Source organism: Micromonospora sp. NPDC048868 (assembly GCF_043198195.1).
Taxonomy (GTDB): domain Bacteria; phylum Actinomycetota; class Actinomycetes; order Mycobacteriales; family Micromonosporaceae; genus Micromonospora; species Micromonospora reichwaldensis.
The window spans coordinates 132774-147107 of the sequence record NZ_JBICUN010000012.1 but is presented as its reverse complement, the minus strand read 5'-3'; the positions used below and the strand labels follow the sequence as shown (position 1 = coordinate 147107).

The window sequence follows — 14334 nt, the reverse complement described above, 5'->3', positions numbered from 1 at the left end:
GCCGTGGTCAACCGTGGTCGCTCTCCAGGCTGCCGATCGTCAGGCCCGCGGCGTCGGCCGCCGCCTCGCGGTCGGCGCGCGCCCGCTCCTCGCGGGTCAGCAGGTTGGCGTACTCCGTGACGTCCGCCGGGTCGGGCACCTCGGGCAGGCGACGCAGGAACGCCTCCACGTCGCGGGCGGCGGCGGTGTGCGTGGCGGCGGCCTGCCGGAGGATCTCCCGGTCGTCGGCGGCGGGGTTGGCATCGGTCATGTCCGCCTGATACCCGGCGCTACGCCGTTCGCACCCCGTCGGCCCCGGCGGCCGTCAGCCTCCGGGCCCCGTAGCTCGGGTTGCGCAGCAGCCAGGCCAGGTATTCCGGGTGCGCCGCCAGCGAGTCGGTGTACGCGGCCAGCGCGAACTCCAGCACCAGTTCGGCGTCGCGGGCGGCGGGGGAGTCGGGATGCCAGCCCAGCATCAGCCGCCAGCGCAGCGGCGTCCCGGCCAGCATCCGGGTGACCAACCCGGCGACCGGGCGGAAGGTGGCCTGGCAGAGCGCGATCGCCTCGCCGGAGTCCACCATGTCGATGCAGCAGCGCACGTCGGTCTCGTACACCTTGCGGGGGGTGAAACCGGCGCGGGCGCAGGCGGCGGCGAAGCAGTCGCCGAAGCAGCCGTCGCCGGGCGCGGCGACCCACTGCTCGTGGCTCAGGTCCACCAGGCTCACCTCGGCGTGCCCGGCCAGCGGGTGCTGCTCCGGCAGCAGCACCAGCACCGGGTCGACGGCCACCTCCCGCCAGCTCAACCCGAGCTCGGCGGGCGGGGCCGCGTCGCCGCACACCCCGATCAGCGCGAAGTCCAGCCGGCCGCCCGCCACGAGCTGGGCCAGCTCGTCGGCCGACCAGGAGGCATGGGTGGTGATCTGGGCCGGTGGGGGCTCCGCGGCGAGCCGGTGCACGAGCCGGCCGAGGATGGGGCTGTTCACCCCGCCGAACCGGTAGCGGCGGGGCACGTCCCCGGCCCCGGCCAGCCGCGCCGCCTCGTCCTGCAGGCCCTTCATCGCCGGCAGCAGCACCCGCGCCCGGGCGAGCACCAGCTCGCCCAGGGCGGTCGGGCGGGCGCCGCGGCGGTCCCGCTCGAACAGGGGCCCGCCCAGGGTCCGCTCGATGCGCTGGAGCTGGGCGGTGAGTGCCGGTTGGGCCAGGCCGAGCGTCGATGCCGCCTTGGTCACGCTCCCCGTCTCCGCGATCGCGCAGACCACCCTCAGGTGTCGCAGCTCCAGATTCATACCGTGACGGTATGACCCCGTAGCGGCCGACGGAAGGCCCTGAACGGATCAACGCCTCCCAATGTGTGCCCGATCCGCTCCGGCACGCCGCGCCCGCGCCCGCCGCGGGCTCAGCCCGGCGGCCGCTCGGCGAGGTCGGCCAGGTAGGTGGGTCGGCCGGTGACGGCGTCGCGGACCTTGTCGACGACGCCCACCGCGGGCTCGACGACCCGGTTCCACGGCGGCGTCGCCGGGGTGCCGGGGTGCGGGCGCGTCGGGGCCGCCTCCTCGGCGATCTCCAGCCGGTTGCCGAGGCGGATCAGCTCCTCGGCGCTGGCCACCTCGCGCAGCGCCGCGACGAGCGCGCCCGCCTCCTCGACGTGGCGGTGGACCCGCGCGGCGACGTCGGCGAGTCCCTCGTCGGCGAGCGTCTTCAGGGCGGTCAGCAGGGCCCGGTCGTCCGCGATGGCCCGGTCGATCCGCTCCGCCGCGTCGGGCAGCGCGGCCCGGACGGCGGGCAGCAGGTACTGCTCCTCGGCGGACAGGTGCCGCGACAGCGCCGCCGTGAGCACCTCCAGGCCGCGCTCGGGGGCGGGCTCCGGGCCCGGGTCGGTGAGCCGCCGCAGCAGCTCCCGCAGTTGCCGGTGCTCGGCGTCGAGGATGTCGGCGATGCTGCGGCCGCCCGGCCGGAAGCCCTCGTCCTCTCCGGTCGGCGGCAGCGGTGGCAGGGGAACGGTCATGGTGCCCTCCTCTGTGGCGGGCGGCGCAGGTGGTGGGGAGCGGTCGCGAGCGGCGGTACCCGGCCGCGTCGGCGGCGAAACCGGGCCCGGTCGCCGCCCGTGCCACGTCGTCGGCGTCGATACGCCGGGGCGGGGCGACCGCGGCGGGCCCGTGGGCTGGTATGAAGATGCGATGACGAGCGACGCCGCCTCCGCCCGACCCGACCCCACCGACGAGGTCGTCGACCTCTGCCGTGACCTGCTGCGGATCGACACCACCAACACCGGGGACAACGACACCAGCGCCGGGGAACGCCTCGCCGCCGAGTACGTGGCGGAGAAGCTGGCCGAGGTGGGCGTCGAGTCCGTCATCCACGAGTCGGCGCCCGGCCGGGCCAACCTGGTCGCCCGCATCCCCGGCACCGACCCGAGCCGCGGGGCGCTGCTGGTGCACGGCCACCTCGACGTCGTCCCCGCCGACGCCGACGAGTGGTCGGTGCACCCGTTCTCCGGTGAGCTGCGCGACGGCTACCTGTGGGGCCGGGGCGCCATCGACATGAAGGACTTCGACGCGATGGTGCTGGCGGTGGTGCGGCACTGGCAGCGCACCGGGGTCCGCCCGCCCCGGGACATCGTGCTCGCCTACACCGCCGACGAGGAGGCGGGCAGCGACTACGGCGCGCACTTCCTGGTCGACCGGCACCGTGGGCTGCTCGACGGCTGCACCGAGGCCATCGGCGAGGTCGGCGGCTTCTCGTACTCGGTGAACGACAGCCAGCGGCTCTATCTGATCGAGACCGCCGAGAAGGGCATCGACTGGCTGCGCCTGCACGCGAAGGGCCGCCCCGGGCACGGCTCGATGATCCACGACGACAACGCGGTCACGGCGCTCGCCGAGGCGGTGGCCCGGGTCGGCCGGCACCGCTTCCCCGTGGTGGTCACCGACACCGTCCGGGCGTTCCTGGAGGAGGTCTCCGACCTGCTCGGCGTCGAGCTGGACCCGGAGGACCCGGAGACCGCCATCGCCAAGCTCGGGCCGATCGCCAACATCATCGGCGCGACGATCCGCAACACCGCCAACCCGACCCGGCTCGCCGCCGGGTACAAGGACAACGTCATCCCCGGCCGGGCCACCGCCACCATCGACTGCCGCAGCCTGCCGGGGCAGTCGGAACTGCTGGAGCGGCAGCTGCGCGAGCTGGTCGGTCCGGACATCGTCATCGAGTACCTCCAGCGCCAGCCGGCGCTGGAGACGACGTTCGACGGCGACCTGGTCGACGCGATGTCCGCCGCGCTGCGCGCGGAGGACCCGGGGGCGCGGCCGGTGCCGTACATGCTCTCCGGCGGCACCGACGCGAAGGCGTTCTCGCAGCTCGGCATCCGCTGCTTCGGCTTCGCGCCGCTGCGGCTGCCGGCCGACCTGAACTTCTCCGCGCTGTTCCACGGCATCGACGAGCGGGTTCCGGTGGACGGACTACAGTTCGGCGTGCGGGTTCTCGACCGGTTCCTCCGCACCTGCTAGCCCCCGCCAGGAACCCCGGTGTCCCGGCGGGAACCACTGATCGTGAAGGGACTGACCCACATGACCGACCAGCACGGTGAGCTGGACGCCGCCCTCGAGCGCGTGATCGATGCGGCCCGCCACCACCTGGCCGCCGTCCGCGCCGCACAGGGCCGCGTCGACGACGACGACGTCTGGCAGGCGTACGTCGCGCTCAACAACGCGTCCTTCGCGTACGACGAGCAACTCCTGGACGCCTTCGGCGAGGTCACCCCGTGGGACGTCGAGTCGATCGACCCGGAGGAGGCCGACCAGCGCTTCGGGGCCGCGGAGGGCGTGGAGCCCACCGACCCGCACCCGCGGGTGATCTCGGTGCGCCAGCGGCGCGACTACCGGGTGCCGAGCGTGTCGGCGCTGATCCGCATCGCCGAGGCCGCCCGGCGGGAGGGCACCCCGGCCGAGGACGAGCCGGAGCCCGTCGAGGGGGTCGGCGAGGCGGTGCTGGAGCTGCTCCAGAGCGGTGACGGCTCGCTCGGCGCGCTGGACGTGCCGGAGCTGGAGCCGCTCGACGGCGTGGTGATGGTCAGCGAGGTCGGCACCCCGGTCGACCTGGAGTCGTTCGACGACGACGACTCGGTGGGCCCGTTCCAGCCGGCCGCCGACGACCGGCTGGTCGGCCGGCTCGACGAGCACCCCTTCATGGAGCTCGACGAGGAGCACGACCACGCCCACTAGGCGGTGACGGCCCGCCAGTCAGGCGGCGCAGGCCCGGGGCCCGACCGGACGGTCGGCCCCGGGCCTTGCTGTCGTGGTCAGTACGACAGTCCCGGCTGCGGCTGGTTGACCCGGCGGCGGCGCAGCACCACCTGCCGCGTGCCGTCGCGGTACAGCCGTACCCGCGCCAACTCCCACCCGGAGAACTCCGCCTGGATCGCCAACTGCGCCGCGGCGGTCAACCGGTCGACGTTCGGCGGCAGCCGCAGCGGCGCGTACTCGTAGTCCATGACCTCCATGCTGCCCAGCCCGGGAGGCCTTCGCCACCCCCTCACCGGTGACCCGCGCCGCTGCGAGGCGCGGACGCCCGGCCTCCCGACCATCGCCGAACCGATTGACTTTCGATAGGTTAAGAGCGATAGTCGATGCATGTTCAACGAGCATCGAGCGGTAGCCCCGCTCAGAGTCTTCCTCGTCGTGCTGTTCGGGATCCTGGTCATGCTCCAGACCTTCTCGCTGCCCGGGCAGTTCGCCCACATGGCCGAGGAGTCCCCGGAACAGGCCTACCTCAGGTGGCCGATGACCGCCGTGGCGGTGTTCTGGGTGCTGTGCGTCCAGGTGGTGGTCGTGTCCACCTGGAAGCTGCTCACCCTGGTCAAGCGCGACCGCATCTTCACCGACGCCTCGCTGGCGTGGGTGGACGCGATCGTCTGGGCGATCGTCGCCGCCTGGGTCGTGCTGCTGGGCGTCTTCCTCTACGTCGGCTTCAACGCCACGGACCCCGGGCTGCCGCTCCTGCTGTTTCTGCTGCTGGTGGGCGTCGCCGTGCTGGGTCTGCTGATGGTGGTGATGCGCGCGCTGCTGCGGCAGGCCACGACGCTGCGGACCGACATGGAGGCGGTGATCTGATGCCCATCGTCGTACGCATCGACGTCGAACTGGCGAAACGCAAGATGAGCGTCGGCGAGTTCGCCGAGCGCGTCGGACTCACGCCGGCGAACGTGGCGGTGCTGAAGAACGGCCGGGCCAAGGCCGTCCGGTTCAGCACCCTGGAGGCCATGTGCCGGGTGCTCGACTGCCAGCCCGGTGACCTGCTCGAGTGGGTCGACGAGTGAACCCGCGCGCCACGCCCCGGCCCACCGACCACGAAGCACCCGCCGGCAGGTCCGAGACCCCGGCCGCCACCAGGGAGGCGCCATGACGTACCTGCTCGCCCTCCTCGCCGCCGCGCTCGGCGTCGCCGGCGTCGTGCACGGGGAGGCCGACGACTCGCCCGGCCTCCAGCTCCTGGGCGTCGTGCTCGTCGTCGGCGCGGTCGTGTTCGCCGTGCGGCAGGCGCGGCGCGGCCGGTAGCGGTAGGCCGCCGACCGGCGGTCAGCCGGTGGGCGGGTTCGCCGCCAGCAGGGCGGCCAGCGACGCCGCCCCCAGGGCCAGGGCGCGCGGGGTGCCCGCGTCCACCACCAGCCCCCACGCCGGGTCGGGCCAGTCCGCGAGCAGGTCCGCGCAGGGCACGGCGACGAACGGCACGCCCTCCCCGGCGAACGCGGTCAGCGCGTCGGGGGAGGTGAAGACCGGCAGCAGCGGCGCGCCTGTCGGGTCGGTGACGATCGTCCACGGCACCTCGCGGTCCGGCCCCGGCTCCGCCGCCAGCGGTACGCAGACCGCCGCGGCGGCGAGGATGCCGAGGTAGCCGGGCAGGTCCCGCCGCGTGCCGGCCTCGCTGAGCAGGTCGAGCACGGACGGCGCGCCCGGGTCCGCCCCGCTCCGCGCCTCGTCCGCGGCGGGGCCCGCGGGCGAATCCGCGGGCAGTTCCGCAGGCGACGGGTCGGGCACGTCCCCGGCCCCGGCCCCGGCAGCGGGCTGCTCGACCCCGGCCACGGGCCGCTCGGCTTCGGCAGCGGGGTGTTCTGTTCCGGCCGCGGCGTGTTCGGCTTCGGCAGCTGGCTGCCCGGCCCCGGCCACAGGCTGCTCGACCGCGGCCACGGGCTGCCCGGCTTCGGCGACGGGCTGCTCGACCCCGGCCACGGGCTGCTCGACCCCGGCCACGGGCTGCCCGGCTCCGGCGACGGGCCGCTCGGCTCCGGCCGCGGCGTGCCCGGCTTCGACAGCGGGCTGCCCGGCTTCGGCGGCGGCGTGCCCGGCCCCGGCGACGGGTTCCGCGGCCCGGACGCGGGGCACGGTCGGCTCCGGGCGCACCCGGGGACCGGTGGGCGGGAGGATCTGGCAGGACAGCGCTCGGGGCTCCGTGGTGAGCACCGTGGCGGCGGTCTGCGCCGCGAACCCGCTCCACCAGCGCAGGCCCTCGGCGGTGCGCGGCGTCTCGTACCACCAACCGCCGGCCCCGCGCGGCGCCTGCCAGCCGAGTTCGGCCAGGCGTCGCTCGTCGTAGGGCGGGCAGACCCCGCGGACGGTGTCCCGGCGCACCATCAGGTGCAGCCGGCGGGGGCCGGCGGCGAGCTCCAGGTCGGTGTCGCGGTCGCAGCCCGACAGCGTGTCGTGGAGCCGGGCGACGATGTCTGGCCAGCCCGGCGACGTCATGCCGGCGGCCCCGGCAGGCGGCCGTCGAGCCGGCCGAGCCGTCCCATCGCCTCCTCCAGGCGGCCCAGGGAGGCGAAGTCGCCGGGGGTGCCGAAGATCCCGTTCAGGCCCGCGCCGAGCGTCGCGTCGAGACCCCCGGTGCGCTCTTCGAGCTGCGCGGTCGCCGCCGCGCGGGCCTGCCGGTACGCCTGCAGCACCATGGCCGCGAGGTCCTCGGTGCCCACCCGCAGCGCGGTCGGGGCGAGGCTCAGGTCGGCCAGCTCGCCGGTGGCGTCGACGGTCGCGGTGACCAGGCCGCTGTCGTCGGTGGCGGTGGCGCTCAGCTCGTCCAGGTCGTCGGTGAGCCCGGCGAAGCGGCGTTCGATGTCGGCGAGCCGTCCGGCGAGTGCGTCGAACGCGGACAGCGGGTCAGACATGAGAACCTCCCGTGCGCGGGCCGTCCGGGGTGGCGCCCGGCGGCGGCATGATCGTATCGTCGTCCCGCCGGGCGAGTGGGGGAGGAACGGCGTGCCTGACATCGACGTCGACGTGCAGGCGGTGCGTCGGCTGGAGGCGGCGGCGAAGCGGGTGGCCACCTCGCTGACCGCGCTGGAGAGCCGGATCACGTCTGCGGGGGACATACCGGACGGGGCCTTCGGGCACCTGCCGTTCGTCAGCGACATGCTCCGCGAGAAGTACGCCGAGCAGGTCACCGGGGGGATGGAGCTGTTCCGGTCCGGCCACGACGCGTTCGAGCGGGTCGGTGGCGCGCTGGGCGGGACGGCCGAGGCCTACGAGCGCAACGAGCAGGACATCGACTCCTCCTTCCGCGCCATCGGCGCCGGGATGCCCCGGTGAGTGGGCCCGCGGGCACCGCCGTCGAGCTCTGGAACGGCATCGACAACGCCCTGTCCAGCGTGGACAAGGTGGTCGACAGCGTCTGCCGCACCCTCGCCTGGCCGCTGATCCAGCTCGTCGACCTCGTCGACGGCGAGCCGGCCGCGCTGCGCGCCAAGGCCACGGAGTGGGACGCGCTGGCCGCGCAGGTGCGGGAGCTGGCGATGGGCCACCGCAGCGTGCGCGAGGCCGAGCAGGCCGGCTGGCGCTCCCCGTCCGGTCAGGCGTACGGGCGGCGGTTGGCCGAGGTCGAGCAGCAACTGCTGGACGTCGCTGAGCAGTTCGCCGCCACGGCCGAGTACCTGCGCGGGGTGGCCGACGCGCTCCAGACGGTGCACGACGTCCTGGTCGACATCTGCGTCGAGTTCGTCAACTTCCTGCTGGTGACGCTGGTCACCGCGCTGCTGATGGCCCCGTTCACCGCCGGGGCGTCCTGGGCGGCCGGCGTGGCGCTGGGGGTCACCCGGGGCATGATCGCGCTGACCCGGATGTTGAAGATCATCCGACCGCTGGCGACGCACCTGCAGAAGGTCATCCGGCTGCTGCAACGGGTCCTGCTCCACCTGCGCAAGCTGCGCAACCACCTGGACAAGCTGGTCGACAAGCAGAAGGCGCTGCGCGCCGGCCAGAAGTACGCCGACAAGCGCCGTGCCGCCGGCGCCGCCGACAAGTGGCACCACAAGTTCATGGACCCGGCGAAGGGCACCTGGAAGCTCGGCAAGTCCGGTTCGCCGTTCGACATGAGCACGTTCGAGCGCCTCGGGGCGCTGCGGGCGCACGGCATGGCCGACGGGGCGCGGATGATCGGCCGGGACTGGGCCACCAACCTGCCGTGGAACATCCCGAACTCCGTCGTGCACGGCGTCACCTGGGGCACCGTCGCGATGGTCTCCGGCCTGTCGGTGCCCGGCATGGACCAGGTCGGCGACAAGGTCGACGCGGCGGTGCAGGGCGGCGCCGAGTGGATCGACCAGAATGTCTTCGGGCAGCCGCCGGCACAGCAGCCGGCCGGCAGGTGACGGCCGATCGAGGGGGTGGGGCGTGTCCGAGGGGCGCAGTCGGCTGGGCCGGCTGACCGACGCGGTGCTGGGCGGTGCGCGGGCGGCCCGGGACAAGGCCCGTGAGCTGCGCGACGAGTTCCGCACCACCGACGAGCCCGAGCGCGCCCTGGTGGCGCCCCTGCTGCCCGACGAGGAGATCCGCTACGTCGGCCTGGCGCCGGTCCGGGCCCCGGAGAACCACCGGGCCGGCAGCCAGCTCGCCGACCGGGTCAACGCCGAGCTGGCCGAGGCGCTCGATCCGCGCGCGCTGTTCGGGCTGCTCAACATCGTCAACCCGGTCGCCTGGGTGGACGCGGTGCTGACGCCCGTACGCATCGCCGCCGGCGTCCTGCTGCTGCCCGGCAAGGCCGCCGTGCTCGCCGCGGGCACCCCGGAGACGGCCGAGCCGGAGCCGGCGCCGGGCGGCGCGCCCCGGGAGCCGTTGCCGCTCACCGACGAGCAGGAGGCCTTCCGGGCGCTGTTCCGGCTCAGCCGCTACCGCCCGCTGGCCGACCAGCTCGCCGAGATCGCCTACCGGCGGCGGTACGTCTTCAGCGGCGACCTGGCCACCCTCGCCGGCAGCCTGCTGCTCTTCCTCGAGCGCTACACCGGCACCCCGCTGGCGGTCACCGACACCCACCTGCACCTGCTGCGGATGGGCCGCCGCCCCGACCCCGACCGCGAGGACCGGCGGCGCCCCCAGGTGCTGTGGAGCGTGCCTCGGCGGCGCATCGCCCGCATCGAGTCCGAGCACGGGGCCCGCCTCATGCAGTTCCCGTCCACCATCGTGTTCGACGACGGGTCCTGGATCCGGATCGTCAACCCGGCCACCCGCGACGACCAGTCCCGCTTCCTCGCCGCCGTACGCGACCTGCCCGGCCAGCGCCCCACGGCCTGACCGCGCGCTCGCGCCGCGCGGCGCGGGTCAGCCGTCGCGCTCGGGGTAGCCCACCGGCACCGCCGACACGTCGTCCAGTGCCGTGACGATCTCCTCCGGCAGGGTCATCCGCTCGACCTGGAGCGCGCCGAGCAGCTGCCCGACCGTCCGCGCGCCGAGGATCGGGGCCACCACCCCGGGCCGGTCGCGGATCCAGGCCAGCGCCACCTCCGTCGGGGAGACACCCAGCCCGCCCGCGGCGATGGCGACCGCCTCCACGATGCTGGAGCAGCGGGGCTCCAGGTAGGTGGCGACGAAGCGCTCGAAGTGCGGCGAGGCCGCCCGCGAGTCGGCGGGCCGGCCGTGCCGGTACTTGCCGGTGAGCACCCCGCGGCCCAGCGGCGACCACGGCAGCACCCCCAGCCCGAGGGCCTCGCACGCGGGCAGCACCTCCCGCTCCACGCCCCGCTCCAGCAGCGAGTACTCCACCTGCGCCGCCACCACCGGGGCGCGCCCCGGCCAGGCGGTCTGCCAGGCCGCCGCCCGCGCGGTCTGCCAGCCGGCGAAGTTCGACACCCCGACGTAGCGGACCCGGCCGCTGGCCACCGCGTGGTCGAGCGCCGCGAGCGTCTCCTCCAGCGGCGTGTCGGGGTCGTAGCCGTGCAGTTGAAAGAGGTCGACGTGGTCCGTGCCCAGCCGGCGCAGCGAGGCGTCCAGCGTGCGCAACAGGTGCCCCCGGGAACCGTCCCGACGCCGACCGCTGCCCGGTCGCAGGCCCGCCTTGGTGGCGATCAGCAGTTCCTCACGCGGCACCAGGGAGCCCAGCAGCGACCCGATCACCGACTCGGCGTCGCCGTCGCCGTAGACGTCGGCGGTGTCGATCAGGTTGCCGCCCGCGTCGAGGAAACTCTTCAGCTGGGCGGCCGCATCGTCGGCGTCGGTGTCCCGGCCCCACGTCATGGTGCCGAGCGCGAGCCGCGAAACCGCCAGCCCGCTTCGGCCGAGCGGTCGCTGTTGCATGGGTGAACCTTATTTCGAACGAGGGCCCGCCGATATCCTCGCTCCCGTCAAGTGTGCCGGGCGCGTCGCGTTTCCGACCGTCCGGGCACCGCCCCCGGTGGTGGCGACCGGTGAACGGGTCGACTTGCGGCATTGCGTAACCTGATGCGACCTGTGGTGCGGATGGGGGAGGACCTAGTGCGACTCGGGCTCAGCCTCGGATACCAGACGGCGTGGAGCACACCGGCCGATCACCTGGCTTTCGCCCAGGAGGCGGACCGGCTCGGCTACTCGGTGGTGTGGGCGGCGGAGGCCTACGGCTCCGACTCGCCGAGCATGCTCGCCTGGATGGCCGGGCAGACGGAGCGGATCGACCTGGGCAGCGCGGTGATGCAGATCCCCGCCCGTACCCCGGCGATGACCGCGATGACCGCGGCGACCATCGACGCGCTGTCCGGCGGCCGGTTCCGGCTGGGCCTCGGCGTGTCCGGCCCGCAGGTCTCCGAGGGCTGGCACGGCGTACGGTTCGCCAAGCCGCTGGCGCGGACCCGCGAGTTCGTGGACATCGTGAAGCTGGCCGTCGCCCGCAAGTCCGTCGCGTACGACGGCGAGTTCTACACGCTGCCGCTGCCCGACGGCCCGGGCAAGGCGCTGAAGCTGGGCTTCCACCCGCCGCGCGAGCACATCCCGATCTACCTCGCCGCCGTGGGCCCGAAGAACCTGGAACTGGCAGGCGAGATCGCCGACGGCTGGCTGGCGATCTTCTACGCCCCCGAGTTCGCCGAGGAGCAGCTCGCGTCGGTGCGCGCCGGGCGGGCGAAGGCCGGCAAGGAGCTCGCCGGCTTCGACGTGGTCCCGTCGGTGCCCGTGGTGGTCGGTGACGACGTCGCCACCTGCGCCGAACTGGTCCGCTGGTACGCGGCCCTCTACGTCGGCGGCATGGGCAGCCGCCAGCAGAACTTCTACAACCAGCTCGCCACCCGGATGGGCTACGGCGACGCCGCCCGCGAGGTGCAGGATCTCTACCTGGCCAAGCGGCAGCGCGACGCCGCCGCCGCGGTGCCGCTGGAGTTCATCGACCGCACCTCGCTGCTGGGCCCGAAGGAGCGCATCGCCGAGCGGATGCGGGAGTACGCCGCCGCCGGCGTCACCACCCTGTCCGTGACCCTGTTCGCGGCCGACCGGGACAGCGGCGTGCACACCCTGCGTACCGTCGCCGAGGCGCTGGACCTCTCGGGAGTCGGCGAGTGACCTGGGTCGAGGCCATCGTCCTGGGCATCGTCCAGGGACTGACCGAGTTCCTTCCGGTCAGCTCGTCCGGTCACCTGCGGATCACCTCGGCGATCTTCTTCGACCGGGACGCCGGAGCGTCGTTCACCGCGGTCACCCAGTTGGGCACCGAGGCGGCGGTGCTGATCTACTTCGCCAAGGACATCTGGCGCATCACCCGTACGTGGCTGGTCGGCATCAGGGACAAGTCGGTGCGTTCCAGCCTCGACTACCGGATGGGCTGGTACGTCATCGTCGGCTCGATCCCGATCGGGCTGTTCGGTTTCCTGTTCAAGGACCAGATCCGCACCGCCGGCCGGAACCTGTGGCTGGTGGCGACCACGCTCATCGTGTTCGCGTTCGTGCTGGCGTTCGCCGAGTACTGGGGGCGGCAGACCCGTACCCTGGTGAACTTCAAGATGCGCGACGGCGTGGTGATGGGCTTCGCCCAGGCGATGGCGCTGATCCCGGGGGTGTCGCGCTCGGGCGGCACGCTCACTGCCGGGCTGTTCCTCAACCTCACCCGGGAGGCGGCGGCGCGCTACTCGTTCCTGCTGGCCATCCCGGCGGTGGTGATGTCCGGGATCTTCAGCGTCGGCGACGTCTTCGAGCCGGCGGCGCCCGGCACGTCGGTGCCGAGTGTGGCCCAGATGATCGTCGCCACGATCATCGCCTTCGGCGTCGGGTACGCGGCCATCGCCTGGCTGCTGCGCTACGTCGCCCACCACACGCTGTACGTCTTCGTGCTGTACCGGGTCGCGGTGGGCACCCTGGTGCTCGCCCTGCTGATGACGGGCACCATCAGCGCCACCTGATCCGCCCGCGCCCACCGGCCCCCGTCCCCGCACCGGCCCCCGTCCCCGCACCACCGGACGGGGGCCGGCCCGTGTCCGACCCACCGCCGGCTGTCACTGCCTGCCTAACGCCTTGGCCGCTCTGGCGTCTGGCGCCGCGATTCGCACCCGGACCACTGCCTAACGCCTTGGCCGCTCTGGCGTCTGGCACCGCGATTCGCACCCGGACCACTGCCTAACGCCTTGGCCGCTCTGGCGTCTGGCACCGCGATTCGCACCCGGACCACTGCGTTGGCCGCTCTGGCGTCTGGCGCCGCGATTCGCACCCGGACCACAACTCCGGCGACCCGAAGGCCGACGAGCGCATTCGCTCTCGCCGGATTGTGTGCTCGCCGTCCTCACGTCGAGATCTTGGACGGTTGTCGTCGGGTGTGAGCGGTAACTGTCCAAGATCTGGTGGTGCCGACGGGGTGCCGGCCGTGGGGTGTGGGTGTGTCGTGGTGGATGTGCCGCTGGCCGGCACCCCGTGTTCGGGTGCCGGCCAGCGATCCCCCTTGTGGTGGAAAGTCTGTGTGTCAGCTGTTCCAGTGCTCGGCCACCAGATCGGCGGCCTGCTGCTCCCACTGGGCGTAGTGGTCCGGGTACGCCGACACCTGCACCGTCTGCGCGGCCTTCGTCAGCGGCATGTCCTGCCACCCGTCGACCTGCTTCAGGCCCTTCAGGAACGTGGTGGTGGAGTACTCGGGGTCGGTGATCTGCTCGATGGTGCCCCATCCGCTGGAGGGGCGCTGCTGGAACAGGCCCTGCGAGTCGTGGTCGTTGCGGTCACCGAGGTGACCCAGGTTCTCCAGCTTCGACTCCTGCAGTGCGGTGGCGATCGACACGACGGCGGCGCGCTCGTCCATGCCGGCCTTCTTCGTCGCCGCGATGATCGCCTTCACATTCGCCACCTGCTCATCCGACAGGTCGATACGCGACTGCGCGCCCTGCACACCGTGCGGAATCAGCTTGCCCTTGTCCACGGCCGGCTTGTCAGCCTGCATGGCCACAGCCGCCACGGGCGTGGTGTCGACAGTCGTCGGGGTGCTGTCGGTCATCGGGCCGGCGGCCACACCACCGGCGAACGCGAGACCAGCAATACCGAGAACGCTGTTACGAATGAACGTGTTCATGGGGGACGCTCCATTCGGGGGTTGGCACCACGCACCGAAGGGGGATCGGCTCTGTGTGCGGGTGCAAGCACCGTCCGGCGCTCGATGAACAACGGGGAGCCTCCGGCGTCCTGCCGGAGGAGAGATCAAAGTCGGCCGCGTGGGGCGGAGGGGGATGCCCTGCACGTGGGCCGGGAGCATGTGTAACGACCGGCCGGCCGCCATCATTCCGGGGCTCGGGCCGGGCCACCTGCCCGGGAGGCGGGGCGTGCCCTTGCTCGGTCGTACCCATGGTGTAACGACCCGGGGCCGGCCACGATTCCGCCCCCACGATGCCCCCGGTCACAGCTCGAAACCGGACATGCGCCTCGTTGTCGACTCGTTTCGGGTTGGCGTGGTGCGGGTGGTGGTGGGCGTTCCGGATTGGTGTCGGACAGGGCGGTCGGTCGGGGTGGATTGGCGGCGAAGCCGCGTGTCAGGGAGTGAATCCGACATTACGGGTGTCGGGTGATGTCCGTTGGTGGCCTCCGGGCGTGGTCAACGGTTAGCCGAGCCTGTCGGGCCGGCCCCGCTTGCGAGATCTTGGCAAGGATCGGCCCCTGGAGGGGCACT

The 14334-nt window shown here is 73.3% G+C and carries 18 protein-coding genes; 10 read left to right on the top strand and 8 right to left on the bottom strand.

The window, feature by feature from the left end:
* Nucleotides 1-7 precede the first annotated feature (7 nt).
* From ACGFNF_RS20010 to ACGFNF_RS20000, 3 genes are all read right to left on the bottom strand, one after another.
* Nucleotides 8-250 (bottom strand): hypothetical protein, encoded by a 243-nt coding sequence (locus ACGFNF_RS20010; protein ID WP_366642457.1) that lies wholly within the window; start codon nucleotides 248-250, stop codon nucleotides 8-10.
* 19 nt (nucleotides 251-269) lie between these two features.
* On the bottom strand, nucleotides 270-1265 hold the full coding sequence (locus ACGFNF_RS20005; protein ID WP_393169701.1) for a LysR family transcriptional regulator: 996 nt from the start codon (nucleotides 1263-1265) through the stop codon (nucleotides 270-272).
* A 110-nt stretch (nucleotides 1266-1375) separates the two neighbouring features.
* Complete coding sequence (locus tag ACGFNF_RS20000; RefSeq protein ID WP_393169699.1) at nucleotides 1376-1984, bottom strand: hemerythrin domain-containing protein; 609 nt, start codon at nucleotides 1982-1984, stop codon at nucleotides 1376-1378.
* A gap of 172 nt (nucleotides 1985-2156) precedes the next feature.
* On the opposite strand from ACGFNF_RS20000, the gene ACGFNF_RS19995 reads away from it, so the two are divergent.
* Both ACGFNF_RS19995 and ACGFNF_RS19990 read left to right on the top strand, forming a co-directional pair.
* Nucleotides 2157-3485 carry a M20/M25/M40 family metallo-hydrolase gene (locus ACGFNF_RS19995; protein WP_393169697.1) on the top strand — a complete coding sequence of 443 codons (1329 nt, stop codon included), beginning with the start codon at nucleotides 2157-2159 and terminating at the stop codon, nucleotides 3483-3485.
* Between the two features lie 60 nt (nucleotides 3486-3545).
* Complete coding sequence (locus ACGFNF_RS19990; RefSeq protein ID WP_393169695.1) at nucleotides 3546-4199, top strand: hypothetical protein; 654 nt, start codon at nucleotides 3546-3548, stop codon at nucleotides 4197-4199.
* Nucleotides 4200-4276: 77 nt separating this feature from the next.
* On the opposite strand, the gene ACGFNF_RS19985 is transcribed toward ACGFNF_RS19990, so the two are convergent.
* Entirely contained in the window at nucleotides 4277-4468 is a 192-nt protein-coding gene (locus ACGFNF_RS19985) for a DUF5703 family protein (protein WP_013734349.1), read from the bottom strand.
* Nucleotides 4469-4607: 139 nt separating this feature from the next.
* Here ACGFNF_RS19985 and ACGFNF_RS19980 point away from each other — a divergent pair, with 139 nt between their 5' ends.
* The 3 genes from ACGFNF_RS19980 (at nucleotide 4608) to ACGFNF_RS19970 (ending at nucleotide 5531) form a co-directional block, all read left to right on the top strand.
* A complete protein-coding gene (locus ACGFNF_RS19980; protein ID WP_357577487.1) occupies nucleotides 4608-5087 on the top strand; it encodes a DUF2975 domain-containing protein in 480 nt (159 codons plus the stop codon).
* Complete coding sequence (locus ACGFNF_RS19975) at nucleotides 5087-5293, top strand: helix-turn-helix transcriptional regulator (protein ID WP_026874506.1); 207 nt, start codon at nucleotides 5087-5089, stop codon at nucleotides 5291-5293. The genes ACGFNF_RS19980 and ACGFNF_RS19975 overlap by 1 nt, the downstream gene beginning before the upstream one ends.
* 82 nt (nucleotides 5294-5375) lie before the next feature.
* The gene (locus tag ACGFNF_RS19970) at nucleotides 5376-5531 is read left to right on the top strand and encodes a hypothetical protein (RefSeq protein WP_393169692.1); all 156 of its coding nucleotides are present in this window, start codon (nucleotides 5376-5378) and stop codon (nucleotides 5529-5531) included.
* Between the two features lie 21 nt (nucleotides 5532-5552).
* On the opposite strand, the gene ACGFNF_RS19965 is transcribed toward ACGFNF_RS19970, so the two are convergent.
* On the bottom strand, nucleotides 5553-6716 hold the full coding sequence (locus ACGFNF_RS19965; RefSeq protein WP_393169690.1) for an SseB family protein: 1164 nt from the start codon (nucleotides 6714-6716) through the stop codon (nucleotides 5553-5555).
* Nucleotides 6713-7132, bottom strand: coding sequence for a YbaB/EbfC family nucleoid-associated protein (locus tag ACGFNF_RS19960; protein ID WP_393169688.1), 420 nt, complete (start codon nucleotides 7130-7132; stop codon nucleotides 6713-6715). The genes ACGFNF_RS19965 and ACGFNF_RS19960 overlap by 4 nt, the downstream gene beginning before the upstream one ends.
* Nucleotides 7133-7223: 91 nt before the next feature.
* Between ACGFNF_RS19960 and ACGFNF_RS19955 the strand changes: the two genes are divergently transcribed.
* From ACGFNF_RS19955 to ACGFNF_RS19945, 3 genes are read left to right on the top strand one after another with little or no spacing between them, the layout of a single operon-like run.
* Nucleotides 7224-7553: a hypothetical protein gene (locus ACGFNF_RS19955; protein ID WP_132237895.1), complete on the top strand. Its 330-nt coding sequence runs from the start codon at nucleotides 7224-7226 to the stop codon at nucleotides 7551-7553.
* Nucleotides 7550-8611 (top strand): hypothetical protein, encoded by a 1062-nt coding sequence (locus tag ACGFNF_RS19950; RefSeq protein WP_357577491.1) that lies wholly within the window; start codon nucleotides 7550-7552, stop codon nucleotides 8609-8611. The genes ACGFNF_RS19955 and ACGFNF_RS19950 overlap by 4 nt, the downstream gene beginning before the upstream one ends.
* 22 nt (nucleotides 8612-8633) lie before the next feature.
* On the top strand, nucleotides 8634-9530 hold the full coding sequence (locus ACGFNF_RS19945; RefSeq protein ID WP_357577492.1) for a hypothetical protein: 897 nt from the start codon (nucleotides 8634-8636) through the stop codon (nucleotides 9528-9530).
* A 27-nt stretch (nucleotides 9531-9557) separates the two neighbouring features.
* On the opposite strand, the gene ACGFNF_RS19940 is transcribed toward ACGFNF_RS19945, so the two are convergent.
* Nucleotides 9558-10529 carry an aldo/keto reductase gene (locus ACGFNF_RS19940; RefSeq protein ID WP_311414926.1) on the bottom strand — a complete coding sequence of 324 codons (972 nt, stop codon included), beginning with the start codon at nucleotides 10527-10529 and terminating at the stop codon, nucleotides 9558-9560.
* A 177-nt stretch (nucleotides 10530-10706) separates the two neighbouring features.
* Between ACGFNF_RS19940 and ACGFNF_RS19935 the strand changes: the two genes are divergently transcribed.
* Nucleotides 10707-11759 carry an LLM class F420-dependent oxidoreductase gene (locus tag ACGFNF_RS19935; protein ID WP_357577510.1) on the top strand — a complete coding sequence of 351 codons (1053 nt, stop codon included), beginning with the start codon at nucleotides 10707-10709 and terminating at the stop codon, nucleotides 11757-11759.
* On the top strand, nucleotides 11756-12592 hold the full coding sequence (locus ACGFNF_RS19930) for an undecaprenyl-diphosphate phosphatase (protein WP_393169685.1): 837 nt from the start codon (nucleotides 11756-11758) through the stop codon (nucleotides 12590-12592). The genes ACGFNF_RS19935 and ACGFNF_RS19930 overlap by 4 nt, the downstream gene beginning before the upstream one ends.
* A gap of 554 nt (nucleotides 12593-13146) precedes the next feature.
* Here the strand turns inward: ACGFNF_RS19930 and ACGFNF_RS19925 are convergent.
* A complete protein-coding gene (locus tag ACGFNF_RS19925; RefSeq protein ID WP_393169683.1) occupies nucleotides 13147-13743 on the bottom strand; it encodes a hypothetical protein in 597 nt (198 codons plus the stop codon).
* Nucleotides 13744-14334: the final 591 nt, after the last annotated feature.